12 protein-coding genes are annotated in these 15,131 nt (G+C 64.1%); 1 reads left to right on the top strand and 11 read right to left on the bottom strand.

Going from position 1 to position 15,131, the window contains the following annotated elements; translation table 11 throughout:
* Positions 1–183: 183 nt before the first annotated feature.
* The 9 genes from NKI20_RS32315 to NKI20_RS32275 all read right to left on the bottom strand — a co-directional run bounded on the left by NKI20_RS32315 (position 184) and on the right by NKI20_RS32275 (position 10,957).
* A complete protein-coding gene (locus NKI20_RS32315; protein WP_023760895.1) occupies positions 184–1,128 on the bottom strand; it encodes an ABC transporter permease in 945 nt (314 codons plus the stop codon).
* Positions 1,125–2,180, bottom strand: coding sequence for an ABC transporter permease (locus NKI20_RS32310; RefSeq protein WP_352837972.1), 1,056 nt, complete (start codon positions 2,178–2,180; stop codon positions 1,125–1,127). Before NKI20_RS32310 ends, NKI20_RS32315 begins: the two co-directional genes overlap by 4 nt.
* A gap of 221 nt (positions 2,181–2,401) precedes the next feature.
* The gene (locus NKI20_RS32305) at positions 2,402–3,892 is read right to left on the bottom strand and encodes an ABC transporter ATP-binding protein (protein ID WP_352837976.1); all 1,491 of its coding nucleotides are present in this window, start codon (positions 3,890–3,892) and stop codon (positions 2,402–2,404) included.
* A gap of 257 nt (positions 3,893–4,149) precedes the next feature.
* Entirely contained in the window at positions 4,150–5,181 is a 1,032-nt protein-coding gene (locus tag NKI20_RS32300; protein ID WP_023760898.1) for a BMP family protein, read from the bottom strand.
* Positions 5,182–5,301: 120 nt separating this feature from the next.
* Entirely contained in the window at positions 5,302–6,507 is a 1,206-nt protein-coding gene (gene pcaF, locus NKI20_RS32295) for a 3-oxoadipyl-CoA thiolase (protein ID WP_352837975.1), read from the bottom strand.
* A 1-nt stretch (position 6,508) separates the two neighbouring features.
* On the bottom strand, positions 6,509–7,303 hold the full coding sequence (locus tag NKI20_RS32290) for a CoA-transferase subunit beta (protein WP_352837970.1): 795 nt from the start codon (positions 7,301–7,303) through the stop codon (positions 6,509–6,511).
* Positions 7,300–8,157, bottom strand: coding sequence for a CoA transferase subunit A (locus NKI20_RS32285; RefSeq protein WP_352837968.1), 858 nt, complete (start codon positions 8,155–8,157; stop codon positions 7,300–7,302). Before NKI20_RS32285 ends, NKI20_RS32290 begins: the two co-directional genes overlap by 4 nt.
* Before the next feature lie 116 nt (positions 8,158–8,273).
* Positions 8,274–9,578 carry an NAD(P)/FAD-dependent oxidoreductase gene (locus NKI20_RS32280; RefSeq protein WP_352837966.1) on the bottom strand — a complete coding sequence of 435 codons (1,305 nt, stop codon included), beginning with the start codon at positions 9,576–9,578 and terminating at the stop codon, positions 8,274–8,276.
* Complete coding sequence (locus NKI20_RS32275; protein ID WP_352606946.1) at positions 9,578–10,957, bottom strand: glutamine synthetase family protein; 1,380 nt, start codon at positions 10,955–10,957, stop codon at positions 9,578–9,580. Before NKI20_RS32275 ends, NKI20_RS32280 begins: the two co-directional genes overlap by 1 nt.
* 169 nt (positions 10,958–11,126) lie before the next feature.
* Here NKI20_RS32275 and NKI20_RS32270 point away from each other — a divergent pair, with 169 nt between their 5' ends.
* Entirely contained in the window at positions 11,127–11,630 is a 504-nt protein-coding gene (locus tag NKI20_RS32270) for a hypothetical protein (protein WP_352606896.1), read from the top strand.
* A 29-nt stretch (positions 11,631–11,659) separates the two neighbouring features.
* On the opposite strand, the gene NKI20_RS32265 is transcribed toward NKI20_RS32270, so the two are convergent.
* Entirely contained in the window at positions 11,660–12,412 is a 753-nt protein-coding gene (locus tag NKI20_RS32265) for a hypothetical protein (protein ID WP_352837963.1), read from the bottom strand.
* A 382-nt stretch (positions 12,413–12,794) separates the two neighbouring features.
* Positions 12,795–14,861, bottom strand: a complete 2,067-nt coding sequence (locus tag NKI20_RS32260) for a 3-hydroxyacyl-CoA dehydrogenase NAD-binding domain-containing protein (RefSeq protein WP_352837961.1) — start codon at positions 14,859–14,861, stop codon at positions 12,795–12,797.
* Between the last annotated feature and the right edge of the window lie 270 nt (positions 14,862–15,131).

The raw sequence follows: 15,131 nt of genomic DNA, 5'->3' as shown, positions 1-15,131 counted from the left end.
TTCCCTCCCTCCCGCTTTGGTGGTGGGGGGTGGGGCGCGGCTTCCGCGCCGCGGGTGCGGGGTCAAGGCTCGACGTGTCTTATGGCCTCATAGAGAATTCACCAGCGTTGCTCCCCCTCTCCGACCGCTTCGCGGCCACCTCTCCCCCGTCTCACGGGGGCGAGGAACCCAAGTCCTGCTCGCCTACCGCTCTTCCCGTCGAAATGGCTTGAGCAGCGCCGAGGGCGCCACCGCATTGCGCGACATCACCGCCATGGCGACGATGGTGAAAATGAAGGGCAGCATCAGGAACGTTTCGTAGGGGATGTGCCCGAGCCCGCTGGCCTGCATGCGCAGCTGCAAGGCATCGACAAAGGCGAACAGCAGCGCGGCCCCTGCCGAGCGCCACGGATCCCAGCGGCCGAAGACGACCAGTGCGATCGCCACCCAGCCGCGCCCCGACACCACGCCGAAGGTGAAGGCGTTGAACTGCGCCATCGACAGGAAGGCGCCGGCAAGCCCCATCAGCGCGCCGCCGAGGACAACCGCCTGGAAGCGTGTGGCGATGACGCTGACACCGGCCGAATCGGCGGCGCGCGGGTTTTCACCGACCATGCGCACCGACAGGCCCCAAGGCGTGCGGTAGAGCACGAAGGCGGCCAGTGGGATCGCAAGGATCGCCATGTAGACCAGCGCAAACTGGTTGAACACCGCCGGCCCGAGCACCGGGATGCCGGAGAGGACGGGGATCGGCAGCGTCTCGAACCCCTTGATGCTGGGCGGCACCGACTGCTGGCCAAAGATCAGCCGGTAAAGGAAGTAGGCAAGGCCCGACGAGAACAGCGTCACGCCGATGCCGCAGACATGCTGGCTCAAGCCCAGCACCACCGTAAACAGCGCATGCAGCGCGCCCATCAGCATGCCGGTCAGTACCGCCGCCAGCACGCCGAGCCACAGGCTGCCGCTGAGGCTGGCGGCGGTGAAGCCGGTCATCGCCGACAAAAGCATGATGCCTTCGATGCCGAGATTGAGCACTCCGGCGCGCTCGGAGAACATTTCGCCGAGCGTCGCAAACGCCAGCGGCGTGGCGATGCGAATGATGGCGGCGAGGAAGCCTACCTGAAAGATTTGTTCGAACACCGCGCTCATCGGGCAGCCCCGACGCGACGGATGCGATAGGCGGTGAACAGCAGCGCCACCAGCATGGCGAGCAATGCGGTGCCCTGGATGACGTCGCTGAGGAACGCCGGCACGCCGGTTGCTCGCGACATCGCCTCGGCGCCGGTCATGACGGCGGCCAGGAAGATCGCCGCCGGCACGACACCGAGCGGATTGAGCCGCGCCAGCATGGCAACGACGATGCCAGAATAGCCGTAGCCCGGCGAGATGTCGCTCATCACCTGGAAATGCACGCCGCCGACCTCGCCAACGCCGGCCAGCCCGGCCAGCGCGCCGGACAGCAGAGCGGTCGAGATCAGCACGCGCTCGACATGGATGCCGCCATATCTGGCCGCTTCCTGGTTTTCGCCGGTGACCCTGATCCTGAAACCGAGTGTCGTGCGCACGATCAGGAACCAGATCAGCGGCGCCGCGATCAGCGCCACGAGGACGCCGAGATGCAGCCTTGTGCCCTCGAGCAGCACCGGAAAGTTCGCCGAATCCTCAATCGGCGGTGAGATCGGATAGCCGCTGAACGTGTCCTTCCACGGCCCCTCGATCAGCGCCATCAGCGCATAATAGATGACCGAGTTGAGCAGCAGCGAACTGACGACATCGTCGACCTTGAATTTCACCCGCAGCGTGGCGGGAACAAGGGCTACCGCAGCGCCGGCCGCAGCCCCGGCCACCGCCATCAAGAACATGGCGAGCGGCCCCGGCATGGGGATCGCGCCGACAAAGCAGCTGGCCACGGCGCCGGCCAGCAATTGCCCCTCGGCGCCGATGTTCCAGAATTTGGCCCGGAAGGCGACCGCGACCGCCAGTCCGGTGAAGATCATCGGTGCTGCGCGCACCATGGTTTCGGTAGTGGCATAGCTATCGCCGAGAGATGCCGTGAACATCACGCCATAGGATTCGAGTACGCCGGCGCCGGCTAGCTCGATGAGCCCGCTGCACAGGACAAGCGTGGCGCCGATCGCCAGCAGCGGCAAAGCCAGATTGAACCAGGCAGGAGTGCTTGCGCGGACTTCCAGGCGGAACATTAGGCGGCACCCTCTGTTCGGTCTGTCGAACAAGGATTCTGACGAAGAGGAACCCCCACCCCTAGCCCCTCCCCACAAGGAGGGGAACTCTCGGAGGCGCTGACCACGACAAAACGGCTGAAGTTTGGGCTCGGAAGCTGTGTGAACGGCGCGCGGCAGCATCCCCCTCCCCCTTGTGGGGAGGGGTTGGGGGTGGGGGTCAGCGCCGCCAGAAGGTTCATCTAGACTCTCCCCTCCGCCCCGGTCATCATCAGGCCAAGCCGCGCGATCGTCGCATCGGCGCTGTCGAGCGTGCCGACGATGCGGCCCTCATACATCACCGCGATGCGGTCGCAGAGCACCAGCAGCTCTTCGAGATCCTCGCCGATGACGACGATGCCGCAGCCCTTCGCCCGCATGTCGAGGAATTTCTCGTGGATGAAGCGGGCGGCTCCGATATCGAGGCCGCGCGTCGGCTGCGAGACAACAAGCACCTTCGGATCGAAGGCGAGTTCACGCGCCAGCAGCGCTTTCTGCAGATTGCCGCCGGACAGTGCCCCAGCCCGGGTCATCGGCCCAGGGCACCTGATATCATAGGCCTTGATCTGCTCTTCAGTGAAGGCGCGGATCGCATCCGGCTTGAGCAGGCCCCTGCTGCTGAAAGCGGCGGTGCCGATGCGTGGCAGCACCATCGAATCGGCGAGCGGCAGGTTGGTGACCAGCCCGGTGGTCATGCGGTCTTCCGGGATGCGGCCAAGGCCAAGCGCCTGCACCTCGCGCGGCGAGAAGCGTGTGACCTTGCTGCCGGCGATCGTCATCTGGCCGGCGTCAGGCACACGCGTCCCGGAAATCACCTCCGCCAAGGCACGCTGGCCGTTGCCCGACACGCCGGCAATGCCGAGGATCTCACCGGCACGAACGGCAAGCGACACGTCGCGCAGCGGCGTACCCGAATGATGCGATGTCGAGATGCCCTTGAGGGTGAGCACATCAGCACCGGGCGTCGATGGTCCCCGCGCCGGCGGCACGATCTCGTGTCCGCACATCAATTGCGCCATTGCGGCCGATGTCGTGTTGGCGGGGTCATCGACACGACCGGCAACGCGGCCATGCCGCAGCACCGTGCAGCGATGCGTCAGCGCCCGCACCTCGTTGAGCTTGTGCGAGATGAAGATGATGCCGAGACCTTGCGCCGCCATCGAGCGCAATGCCGAAAACAGTCCGTCGACCTCGCTCGGCGCCAGCACCGCCGTCGGTTCGTCGAGGATCAGCAGCCTGGCGCCGCGAAACAGCGCCTTGACGATTTCGAGCCGCTGCTGCTCACCGACCGACAGCGCCGAGACCGGCAAGTCCGGGTCAAGTGTGAGGCCATGTCGGCGGCCGATCTCTGCCAGCCGTGCCAGCCCACCGGCGCGGTCGATCCGTCCTGTCTTGCCGGGAATGCCGATCAGAAGGTTTTCCAGCACAGTGAGCCGCGGCGCGAGATGAAAATGCTGGTGCACCATGCCAATGCCTGCAGCCAGCGCATCGGCCGAACTGGTGATCCGCACCGGCTGGCCCTGGATGAGTATCTCGCCGGCGTCGGGCGCATAGGCGCCGAACAGCACGTTCATCAGCGTCGTCTTGCCGGCGCCGTTCTCGCCCAGCAGTCCGAGGATTTCGCCGGGAGCGACGCTAAGATCGACAGCCTCGTTGGCCTTGACCGCGGCAAAGCTCTTGGTGATGCCGCGCATTTCGATAAGGGGGGCGGGTAAGGGCAAGGATGCTCCTGATCGGAATTGGAATCGACGGATGGGGCGGCGCTGCACCCCCCTCTGGCCTGCCGGCCATCTCCCCCTCAAGGGGGGAGATCGGATGTCACTTTCGGCCTTCGCCAATTTTCCGCCCTGAAAAAACGGCGCGTCAACGAAGCTGCCAATCTCCCCCCTTGAGGGGGAGATGTCCGGCAGGACAGAGGGGGGCGCCTAGCACCACCCCTAAAAGCCGGCCATCAATCCGAAACCGGCGTGTTCTCATCCACGTCGACGCGGAAATTGCCTTCGAGAATCTCGGCCTTCTTCTTCTCGACCAACTCCTTGACGTCCGCCGGCAGCGTCTTGTCGAACTTGTGGTAGGGCGCCAAGAACGAGCCGCCCTTGGCCATGCGCGAGAAATCGCCATAATCCTGCGCGGTGAAGACGCCGGCCTTGACCAGTTTGATCGCCTGCTCGACCGTCGGATACATGTCCCAAACGGGACCGGTGATCACTGTGTCAGGGCCGAGGCTCGACTGGTCGGACATGTTGGAGATGGCGAGGATCTTCTTGTCCACAGCCGCTTCGATGACGCCGAAGCGCTCGGCGTAGATGACGTCGGCACCTGCGTCGATCTGCGCGACCGCCGCTTCCTTGGCCTTTGGCGGATCGAAGAAGGAACCGATGAAGGCTACCTTCTTCTTGATGTTGGGATTGACCTCCTTGGCGCCGGCGAAGAAGGCGTTGACCAGCCGGTTCACCTCCGGAATGCCCATCGCCGCGACCGCGCCGATCGTGCCCGACTTCGACATCTTGCCGGCGATCATGCCGGCGAGATAGGCCGGCTCGTGGATCCAATTGTCGAAAACGCCGAAATTGGGTTCCGCAGGCCCGGCACCCGAGCCGAACAGGAAAGCGGTCTTCGGGAACTGCTTGGCGGTGCGGCGCGACTCGCGCTCGGCGGCGAAGGCATCGCCCAACACCAACTGATAGCCGCCTTGCGCATATTCGCGCATGACGCGGCTGAAATCGGCGGTCTGCACCTTCTCGGACCATTTGTATTCGATGCCGAGTTCCTTCTCAGCCTTCTGCAAGGCGACATGGATCTGGTTGTCCCACGGCTCCTCGATCGGCGTGGCGAAGATCGCCGCGACCTTCAGCTTCTTGTCCTTGCCGAAGGCAGCGCCCGGCAGCATGGCTGCGGCCAGGCCAAGCGCGCCGAGTTCCAGCACGTTGCGCCGCGAAATCCCTTCGCGTTTTACCTGGACTCTGTTCTTCCGGTTTTCCATTGCATTCCCCTCTGTTCGACAGCCGTGTCGAGCCGGCTGTTCGTGAAAATATTCAGACGGGGAACTATGGAACGACGCTGAACTTTTGTCCACGCGGTCAAATTTGGCAAAGGCCTGTGATCAAACCCGTTCGAGCGCGATCGCGATGCCCTGGCCGACGCCGATGCACATGGTTGCCAGCGCAAAACGGTCGCCACGCTCGCGAAGTTCCAGCGCAGCCGTTCCGGATATGCGTGCGCCCGACATGCCCAAGGGATGGCCGAGCGCGATGGCGCCGCCATTCGGGTTGACATGCCCGGCATCCTCGGCGATGCCGAGCTGGCGCAGCACCGCGATGCCTTGCGAGGCAAAGGCCTCGTTGAGCTCGATGACGTCGAACTGTCTTGGCGTCAGCCCGAGCCGTGCGCAAAGTTTTTGCGTCGCCGGCGCCGGGCCGATCCCCATGATGCGGGGCGCCACGCCTGCGGCGGCACCGCCGAGAATGCGGGCGATCGGCGTCAGGCCATATTTCTTAATCGCGGCCTCCGAGGCAACGATCAGCGCCGCCGCCCCGTCATTGACGCCCGAGGCGTTGCCGGCCGTTACCGTGCCGCCCTGCCGGAACGGCGTCGGCAGCTTGGCCAGCGCCTCGACGGTAGTGCCGGCACGGGGATGCTCGTCCTTGGCGACGACAATCGGATCGCCTTTGCGCTGCGGGATCGTCACTGGGGTGATCTCCTTGGCCAGCCTTCCATTGGCTTGCGCGACGACTGCCCTGTCCTGGCTGCGCGCGGCAAAGGCATCCTGGTCCGCGCGGGAGATGGCGAACTCTTCCGCGACGTTCTCGCCGGTCTCCGGCATCGAATCGACGCCATATTGCTTCTTCATCAGCGGGTTGACGAAGCGCCAGCCGATGGTGGTGTCGTAGATCTCGGCATTGCGCGAAAACGCAGTGTCGGCCTTGGGCATGACGAAGGGCGCGCGGCTCATCGATTCGACGCCGCCCGCGATCATCAACTCGGCTTCGCCGGCCTTGATGGCCCTGGCCGCAATGGTCAGCGCATCCATGCCCGAACCGCACAGGCGATTGACCGTCGAACCCGAAATCTCCTTCGGCAGCCCGGCCAGCAACAGCGCCATGCGCGCCACGTTGCGGTTGTCCTCGCCGGCCTGGTTGGCGCAACCATAGACGACGTCGTCGATCGCCTGCCAGTCGATTCCGGGATTGCGCTCGACCAGTGCCCTTAAGGGTATCGCGCCAAGGTCGTCTGTGCGCACCGACGACAGCGAACCGCCGAAGCGGCCGATCGGCGTGCGGATGTAGTCGCAGATATAGGCCTCGGCCATGTCATGCAGCCTTTGCTTTTCCGGCTCCCTCATGCGCCGCCCTGGTGCGGGCCTGCAGGTCGCGCAACGTCTTCAATTCGAGTTCGCTTGGCGCCGGCGTTTCGTCAAGCGCCTCGGCGAACTTAGCCACCCAGCCACAGCTCTCCTGCACCTGCTGGCGGGTGACGCCGGGATGCAGCGACACCACGGTGAATTCCTTCGTCACCGGATCCGGCTTCCAGACGGCGAGATCGGTGATCAATAGTGTGGGGCCTGCGGTGTCGATGCCAAGGCGTTGGCGATGATCGCCACCCTCGCCATGGCCAAAGGAGGTGAAGAAGTCGATCTTCTCGACCATGCCGCGCTTGGTCTGCGCCATGGTAATGTAGATTTCCTTCGACGAGGTCGCGATCTCCGGCGCGCCGCCGCCGCCGGGCAGCCGGGTCTTCGGGCGAAAATAGTCGCCGATGACGGTGGTGTTGATGTTACCGAACTTGTCTAGCTGCGCCGCACCGAGGAAGCCGATCGAGATACGGCCGCCCTGCAGCCAGTAGCGGAACATCTCCGGCACCGCGACGGTGGTAACGGCGGTCTCGCACAATTCGCCGTCGCCGATCGACAGCGGCAGCACGTCGGGCGCGGTGCCGATCGTGCCGCTCTCGTAGATCAAGGTGATGTCAGGCGCGTGTGTCAGCCGCGCTACATTGCAGGCAGCGGACGGCGCCCCGATGCCGACGAAGCAGACATCGTCATTCCGCAGCGCCCGGCTGGCGGCGATGGTCATCATCTCGTTGGGGGTGAACGACAGCTCGCTCATGTCGGTTTCCTCAGATGCTCGACCCGCCCGGCGAAGTCGTCGGCGCTCTTCTCGATAACGTTGGCCTGCATCCACGCCTGGAATTTCTCGCGGTCGGCGGCGACCTCGTCCCATTCGAGATAGGCGGCATTGTCGCGCGCATAATAGCCATGCGCGTAGGACGGATGCGAGCCGCCGGGTACGACGGATATCGCCGCGATCGTCCAGCGCGGCAGCACGGTCAAATTGGGGTGCAGATCGTCGAAATTGTCGACCACTTCCTCGACCGTCGCCACCGCCCGTTTGGCCGCCAGGACAGCTTCCTTCTGGATGCCGATGATGCCCTCGACCAGTACATTGCCCTTCCTGTCGGCCTTCTGCGCATGGATGAAGGTGACGTCTGGCCGGATCGAAGGAACGGCCGCCAGCACCTCGCCGGTGAACGGACAAGAGACCGGTTTGATGTTCGGATTGACTGTCGCCAGCCCAGTGCCGCGATAGCCGCGAAACACCGCGCAAGGCAGGCCGGCAGCACCTGCCTCATAGGCGTTGGCCATGCCGGCATGGCTGTGCTCCTCGACCTCGAGCGCGCGCGGATAACCGTTCTCGATGGCATCGCGGGCGCGCCGCAGCAGGCCAACGCCGGGATTGCCGAGATAGGAGAAGACGATTTTCTTCGCCATGCCCATGCCGATCATCTGGTCGTAGATCAGGTCCGGTGTCATGCGGATCAATGTCAGGTCGCGAAACCCCTGGCGGATCGCCTCATGCGCCGCCGCCGTCGGGATCAGATGGGTGAAACCCTCGAAGGCAGCGGTGTCGCCATGGTTCAAATTCTCCGCAACGGCGTGTTTGAGCGGCAGGAACTTGACCATCGCATCGGCTCCGGATTCGAAAAAGTTCGTATTGCGAACACGTGTTTCGTATGTGCAGTCGGCATCTACTACATCAGGTCCGTCATCCTCGAGCGACGATGACAACGACGAAGTCCTCAATGCTTAATCCGATCACGCATTGCGTACCACAGCATCCCCAGCACATAGAGCGGACCGCGCAGCGCCGTGCCGCCTGGGAACGGCATTGGGGTCAGCGTCGAGAACAGGTCGAGCCGCGAGGCATCGCCGGTGATCGCTTCGACCAGCAGCTTGCCCGACAGCGTCGACAGGATGACGCCCTTGCCGGAATAGCCATGCGCGAAATAGACCTCGCCATAGTGCCCGACATGCGGCAGCCGCGATGTCGTCACCGACACCAGCCCGCCCCAGGCGTGATCGATGCGGCAACCCTTCAGCTGCGGGAAAGTGGCTTCCATATGCGGGCGCACGAAGCCGACAATGTCTGCCGGCGGCGACGGCGTGTAGCGCTCGCCGCCGCCGAACAGCAGGCGTCCATCCGCCGACATCCGGTAGTAATTGACAACGAAACGCGTGTCGGACACCGCGACATTGGCCGGGATGACATTGCGTTTGCCCTCCAGCGGCTCGGTGGCGACGATGTAGTTGACCACCGGCATGATGCGACTGTTGACGCGCGGCTCCAGTCCGTTGAGCAGCGCATCGCCCGCCAGCACGACGTGTTTTGCCCGAACCGAACCTTTCGATGTCGAGACCCGGATCGAAGGCTCGCGCTCCAGCCGCGCGGCCACCGAATTCTCGTGGATGGTGACACCGGCAGCGACCGCGGCGTGGGCGAGGCCGAGCGTATAGTTCAGCGGATGCATGTGGCCGCCGAGCGGCTCGTACATCGCGCCATGATAGGGCGTGTCGACCCTGCTGCGGGCGTCCGCCGCCGAGAGGATTTCGGCATGCGGGAACTTCATCACCGTGGCCAGGCACTCGGCCTCTTCCTCAAGGTCCCTGAGATCGGAGCCGTTGACCGCGCCGACGAGATGACCGGTCAGCCTGAGATCGCAATCGATGGCGTGGCGCTCGATGATATCGAGCACCAGCCCGCGCGCCTCGAACGCAAGATCGAACAGCGCCTTTGCCCGCTCGGGCCCATAGAGCTTGACCAGGCCTTTGGCGCCCTTGCGCAGGCCGGGGATCATCTGGCCGCCATTGCGCCCCGAGGCGCCCCAGCCGATCTTTCCGCCTTCGAGCAGCACCACCTTCAAGCCGCGCTCGGCAGCGTGAAGGGCGGCGGACAGGCCGGTGCAGCCGCCGCCGACGACCACGAGGTCGGCGTCGACATCGCCCTGCAGGGCGGCATGGTCCGGCGACGGGTTTGCCGTCGCGACATAGTAGGATTTGCCGATATCCAAACCGGAATTAAAGCCCTCGGAATTGAAGCCCATCATCACACCTTGAGCAGCAGGTGGTCGCGTTCCCAGCTCGTCACCACGGCCTGGAACAGGTCGAGTTCGACGCTCTTGACGCGCAGATAGGTCTGGAAGAAATCCTCGCCGAGCAGTTCCCGCACCGGGTCGCAAGCAGCGAAACGGTCAAGCGCCTCCTCCATGGTCTTCGGCAGCGTGCTTTTGATCTTGTAGGCGTTGCCCGACGCCTCGGCCGACCGTGCGATCTTTTGCTCGACGCCGAGATAGCCGGCAAGCAGCGAGCCGGCGATTGCCAGGTAGGGATTGGAATCAGCTCCCGGAAGCCGGTTCTCCACCCGCCGAGCGGCACGGCCGCCAGCCGGCACGCGTAGGCCGCAGGAGCGATTGTCATGCGACCATTCGATGTTGGCCGGCGCGCTGTGGTTCGGCCTTATGCGGCGGAACGAGTTCACGTTGGGCGCAAACAGCAGCATGATTTCGGGGACATATTTCTGCAGGCCGCCGATGAAATGGCCGAACATCTCGGTATCGGCATCATCAGTGTTGGCAAACAGCGTCTTGCCGGCCTCGTCGATGATGGACATGTGCAGATGCATCGAGCTGCCCGCCTGCGCCGCGATCGGCTTGGCCATGAAGGTGGCATGCATGCCGTTTTGCTGCGCGGCTTGGCGCGTCAGCCGCTTGAACAACAACACCTTGTCGGCCAGCGGCAGCGCATCGCCATGCAGGAAATTGATTTCCAACTGTGCCGTGCCTGACTCGTGGATCAGCGTGCCGAGCGGCAGCCCGGCGGCCGCCGCATAATCATAGATGCGGCGGATCACCGGCTCGAATTCCTCGAGCGCCGCCATGTCATAGGGATGCTGTACGGTTTCAGCGCGGCCATTGCTGCCGACCGGTGCGATCAGCGGCTGGTCGGGATCGGGATTGGGCGCGGTCAGATAGAATTCGAGCTCCGGCGCCACCACTGCTCGCCAGCCGCGCTGGTGGTAAAGATCGAGCACGGCCCGCAGCACATGGCGTGGCGACGCCATCCATGGCCTGCCGTCCATGTGGAAGGCATCGGCAAAGACATAGGCCTTGCCAGCACCGGCGCCGGGCGCCAGGCAGAGCGTCGAAAGGTCCGGCACCATGCGCATGTCTGGGTCGGAATAGGCAAAACCTTCGTCGATCGAGCCGGAATAGCGGCCATCGATGCTGACCAGGAAGGCGCTGCTCGGCAGATAGAGCGCGCGGTCTTCCAGCGCCTGGAGGAACTTGGCCGTCGGTAGGGCCTTGCCGCGCAGGACGCCATTCATGTCGGGCACCAGGCACTCGACCTCGTTGATGCCGTGCTGGGCCAACCAGGCTTTGGGATCGTTGCGGCTGGAGAGCGAGATATTCGTGATTTGGTCAGGCATTTCGTTCATGTCCGTATCCGAGAGAGTATGGCTTGCGCGGCTAAATCCGCTCCAGGTCGCAGCGTCATTTGGGCTGCGTTGTCTCTGAGGCAGGCACGCATGGCGTCGTCGGCCAGCAGGCCGAGAATCGCTCTCTCAGTACTCCTTCGGTCCAGGCATCACGGCCAATATGTTCGCCGACACCGGTCTCGCCCGCCCGGCGGGCCTTGTCGTGCCCGTCCCCGGACCGGGCGCCTCTTACACGCAGTGCCTGCGCGAAGCCGACGCAATTCAATGCAGGTCCGAAACTCGCTTCGGGAAACAGCGCAATGGTCGGGCTGGCTTTACGCGTCAATTAATCCTCGTCATCCGGCCGGCGGATCATGCCGAACAGCGCGGGAGCGGAGAGCCGCAGACGAATGCGAAGCAGATCGGCAGCCAACTCATACTGCCGGCTTTCAAGATGGTCGAGTATATTCACGTGTTCGCGCAGCGATTGCTGCAACCGGAAGACATCGACGATGTCACGGTTGATGTCGGCCGCTGCTCGCTCTGGGTGCGGCGCAGACGCCAGAACTCGCGGGCAATGATCACCTTCGCAGACTGGTTGAAGACGGCCGGACCGGGAAACCAGCCCAATCATGGCCGGGAAACAGCAATGCCGCCGGGCGAGGCCCGGCGGCATCTTTATTAACTGGCTACCGCCGTTTCGGCGACGATTCGCTACGGCGTCGTTTCCGCTTCAATCGCGGCCGCCGTCTGGTCGATCTTATCGGCAAGGACGCCCTGGGCCCAGGCCGTGACCTCGTCGTCGACCGGCTTGTTGGCCATGTCCGTCAGCGCCGCGTCGAGCGATACATCGTCGGTGCCGACCGCTGCCGCCGTCGCCGCGTCATTGGCGGCGGTGACCTCTGCCTCCTGGGCAGTGATTTCGGCTTGCAGATCCGTTATCTTCCCAGGCAAGGCCGCCTGGTCTTCGGTCGACAGCGCGGCAATCTGCTCGGGCGTCAGCGACGTCAGCGCAGTCAACTGCGCATTCAGCGCATTCAACTTGGCTTGGGCCGCTTCAGCCGCGGCCTGGGCGACCTTGGCTTTCGCGGACTGCGTCACGAAAGCCTGGATGGCAGCGAACTTCTTGCTCTTGGAGTTCATGTAGGCGTTGATGTTACGCTGCAGCGAGTTCAGCCGGCCAAGCTTGGCGTGGATGTTCTTCTCCTTGGGCACGGACGAGACCTTTGTGGTCGTGTCGAGCGTGGTGTCTTCCGCTTCGGCCTTGGCCACCTGTCCAGGAGCGGACGACTTGCCGTGCGAAGCGCCGCTGTTGCCATGGCCGTTGCCATTGCCGCCACCGTGGCCATTTCCACCCCCATTGCCGCCGCCGTTACCGTGCCCGTTGCCGCCGGCTCCGGCTATCGCCGGAGACGCCAGGAGCGCCAACGCGGCAAGCGCCGCGAACAGAGTTTTTCGGTTTGTCATGATATCTCCTCGGGGAATCGCCACTCTTCGCCCAACCGCTAGCGACCGTCGTATGAGGAATTCCTAATTGTACAGAGTAAACTTTAGACAAATGCCGTCTCAATACGCGATCTGGAATCGCCGGCATGCGTAACCATCTGATATTTCAAAGGAATGTTCGACCATGGGCCGCCGTGGCACTGAAGTCCCATGCCGATCGGACCATAGTCTTGGCTACCGACCGGCAGCACGGAAAAGTCGTGGGGCAGTCTATCGCAAAGGCGCTGAAACAAAGAGGCTGGCGCCCAAATCATGGTCTCGGCCGATGCTCTCACCGCAAATCGCAGGCCGGCCTGTTCGCACGCTTCGTCGAGATCATCGACGCGCGTATCCGCTAAGTCCGCTATCCCTCGGCTTCCCAGGAACCGGTCTCGGCCATTCGCCTGAGCAACGGGGCCACGCGGAACACGTCCTTGCCAGTCCGCTGATGCCAGTACTCGAGCCGCTCGACGATCCTGGCCGCACCTTCGAGATCGGCCCAGAACATCGGGCCACCCTTGCCGACCGGAAATCCATAGCCGTTGACCCAGACGACATCGATGTCGGACGCGCGGGCCGCGATCCCTTCCTCCAGGATCTTCGCGCCCTCATTGATTAGGGGATAGAGCGTGCGCTCTGTGATTTCTTCCGCACTAATCGCGCGCGGAGCGATGCCCTTTTCGTCCGCCTTGGCGCGGATCAGCGCCTCGACTTTCGGGTCCGGAACCGGTGTGCGCGAACCGTTCTCGTAGAGATAGAACCCCTTGCCGGTCTTCTGGCCGAACCGTCCTTGCTCGCAGAGCGTATCGGCGATGACGGCTGTCAGGCCGCGCGCCTTGCGGTTGCGCCAGCCAATGTCGAGTCCGGCGAGATCGCTCATCTGGAAAGGCCCCATCGGCCAGCCGAAATCGGCAAATGCCTGGTCGATCTGGCGTGGGGTAGCGCCTTCCAAAAGCAGCGCTTCCGATTCCAAGCCACGCGCCGCCAGCATGCGGTTGCCGACGAAGCCATGGCAGACGCCAACGACGACAGCCACCTTGCCGATCCGCCGCGCCAGGTCGACGACGGTCGCCAGCGCATCGGGCGCGGTCCTCTGCGCCCGCACGATCTCCAGCAGCTTCATGACATTGGCCGGCGAGAAGAAGTGCAGGCCGACCACATCCTGCGGGCGCGAGGTCGAGGTGGCGATTTCGTTGATGTCGAGATAGGAGGTGTTGGTGGCGAGGATCGCACCGGGCTTCGCCACCGCTTCGATCTTGCCGAAGACTTCCTTCTTGACCGCCATGTCCTCGAACACCGCCTCGATAATCAGGTCGCAATCGGCAAGATCGGCATAGTCGGTGGAGCCCTTGAACTGGGCGAGCCGCTGGCGCTTGGCATCTTCGCTTAGCGAACCGCGCGTGACGGACACCGAATAGTTCTTATCGATGGTTGCCAGCCCACGCTGCAGGGCTTCCTGGCTGGTTTCCAGGAGGGTGACGGGGTAGCCGCCATTGACGAAAGCCATGGCGATGCCGCCGCCCATCGTGCCGGCGCCGATGACGCCGACGCGGGCGATCCTGCGCTTGACGATGTCCTTGGCCGAAATCTTTGCCGCCTCGCGTTCGGCGAAGAACAGATGGCGCTGCGCCCGCGACTGATCGCTGCCGACCAGTTTCACGAACAGCGCACGCTCCGCAGCCAGCGCCGCGTCGAAGGGCAGCGTAGCGGCATTGCGCACCGACAGCGCACAGGCGACCGGCGCCTCAAGGCCGCGCGCCTTCCTGGCGAGGTCCGCAGCCTCGGCGTCGAGAGCCGCGAGGTCGGTCTCCTTGAGCTCGTCATCGCGATCGCGCACCGGGGTGAAGGGACCACCCTTTCGGGCTATTTCCCTGGCGAAGTTCACGGCATGCGTGGTCAGATCGCCTTCGAAGACGGCATCGACCAGGCCGGCTTCATGCGCCTCGGCCGCGCCGATCGGCGCGCCGGAAACGATCATCTTCAACGCCTTCATCGCGCCTACCAGGCGCGGCAGCCGCACCGTGCCGCCGCCGCCCGGCAACAGGCCGAGCTTGACCTCGGGCAGGCCGAGCTTTGCGCCGGCGTCGGCAACGCGGAAATGGCAGCCGAGCGCCAATTCCAGTCCGCCGCCGAGCGCAGTGCCATGAATGGCGGCGACGGTCGGCTTGGCGATGGTTTCCAGCGTTTCCACGATGGCGCGCAGATCGGGTTGCTGCATCGGTTTGCCGAATTCGGTGATGTCGGCGCCGGCGACAAAGGTGCGGCCGGCGCATGCTATGACGATGGCGGCGACCGACGCATCATCCCGCAGCTCGACCAGCGCCTGCATCAGCGGTTCGCGGACATGAAAGCTCAGCGCGTTGACTGGCGGGTTGTCGATGGTGACGATAGCGACATCGCCGCCCCGGTTGACCCTGATGAAATCGGACACGCAAAACCTCCCGGCAGTGGTGAGCGGCTTGCGGCCGCGCAATCGGGATTTACAGCGCCACGACGCGGATGGGAACCGGTTGCCTGGCTGGCATAATGATTGCCGGTCGAGGTGCCTGGCCGCCATCATCTCCGAAGTAGCGATCCTTCACACCCCCCTCTGCCCTGCCGGGCATCTCCCCCGCAAGGGCAGGGCTGTCCGGGGAAAGTTTTGAGTGAATCGAAATGCCGCATGTGCATGCCCCGTAAAACGGGGTTTGTCCGTCTTCTC

The sequence above is a fragment of the Mesorhizobium sp. M0830 genome, assembly GCF_040319965.1.
In the GTDB taxonomy this organism is placed as follows: Bacteria; Pseudomonadota; Alphaproteobacteria; order Rhizobiales; family Rhizobiaceae; genus Mesorhizobium.
The sequence above is the reverse complement of the archived record's forward strand: the minus strand, read 5'-3'. Positions and strand labels throughout refer to the sequence as shown.

Excerpts from the sequence above, each read along its gene's own strand:
- NKI20_RS32265 (WP_352837963.1), bottom strand. The coding sequence starts at position 12,412 with ATGACAAACCGAAAAACTCTGTTCGCGGCGCTTGCCGCGTTGGCGCTC.
- NKI20_RS32285 (WP_352837968.1), bottom strand. The coding sequence starts at position 8,157 with ATGGTCAAGTTCCTGCCGCTCAAACACGCCGTTGCGGAGAATTTGAAC.
- NKI20_RS32310 (WP_352837972.1), bottom strand. The coding sequence starts at position 2,180 with ATGTTCCGCCTGGAAGTCCGCGCAAGCACTCCTGCCTGGTTCAATCTG.
- NKI20_RS32280 (WP_352837966.1), bottom strand. The coding sequence starts at position 9,578 with ATGATGGGCTTCAATTCCGAGGGCTTTAATTCCGGTTTGGATATCGGC.
- NKI20_RS32300 (WP_023760898.1), bottom strand. The coding sequence starts at position 5,181 with ATGGAAAACCGGAAGAACAGAGTCCAGGTAAAACGCGAAGGGATTTCG.
- NKI20_RS32270 (WP_352606896.1), top strand. The coding sequence starts at position 11,127 with ATGTTCGCCGACACCGGTCTCGCCCGCCCGGCGGGCCTTGTCGTGCCC.
- NKI20_RS32290 (WP_352837970.1), bottom strand. The coding sequence starts at position 7,303 with ATGAGCGAGCTGTCGTTCACCCCCAACGAGATGATGACCATCGCCGCC.
- NKI20_RS32315 (WP_023760895.1), bottom strand. The coding sequence starts at position 1,128 with ATGAGCGCGGTGTTCGAACAAATCTTTCAGGTAGGCTTCCTCGCCGCC.
- pcaF (WP_352837975.1), bottom strand. The coding sequence starts at position 6,507 with ATGGCCGAGGCCTATATCTGCGACTACATCCGCACGCCGATCGGCCGC.
- NKI20_RS32275 (WP_352606946.1), bottom strand. The coding sequence starts at position 10,957 with ATGCCTGACCAAATCACGAATATCTCGCTCTCCAGCCGCAACGATCCC.
- NKI20_RS32305 (WP_352837976.1), bottom strand. The coding sequence starts at position 3,892 with ATGCGCGGCATCACCAAGAGCTTTGCCGCGGTCAAGGCCAACGAGGCT.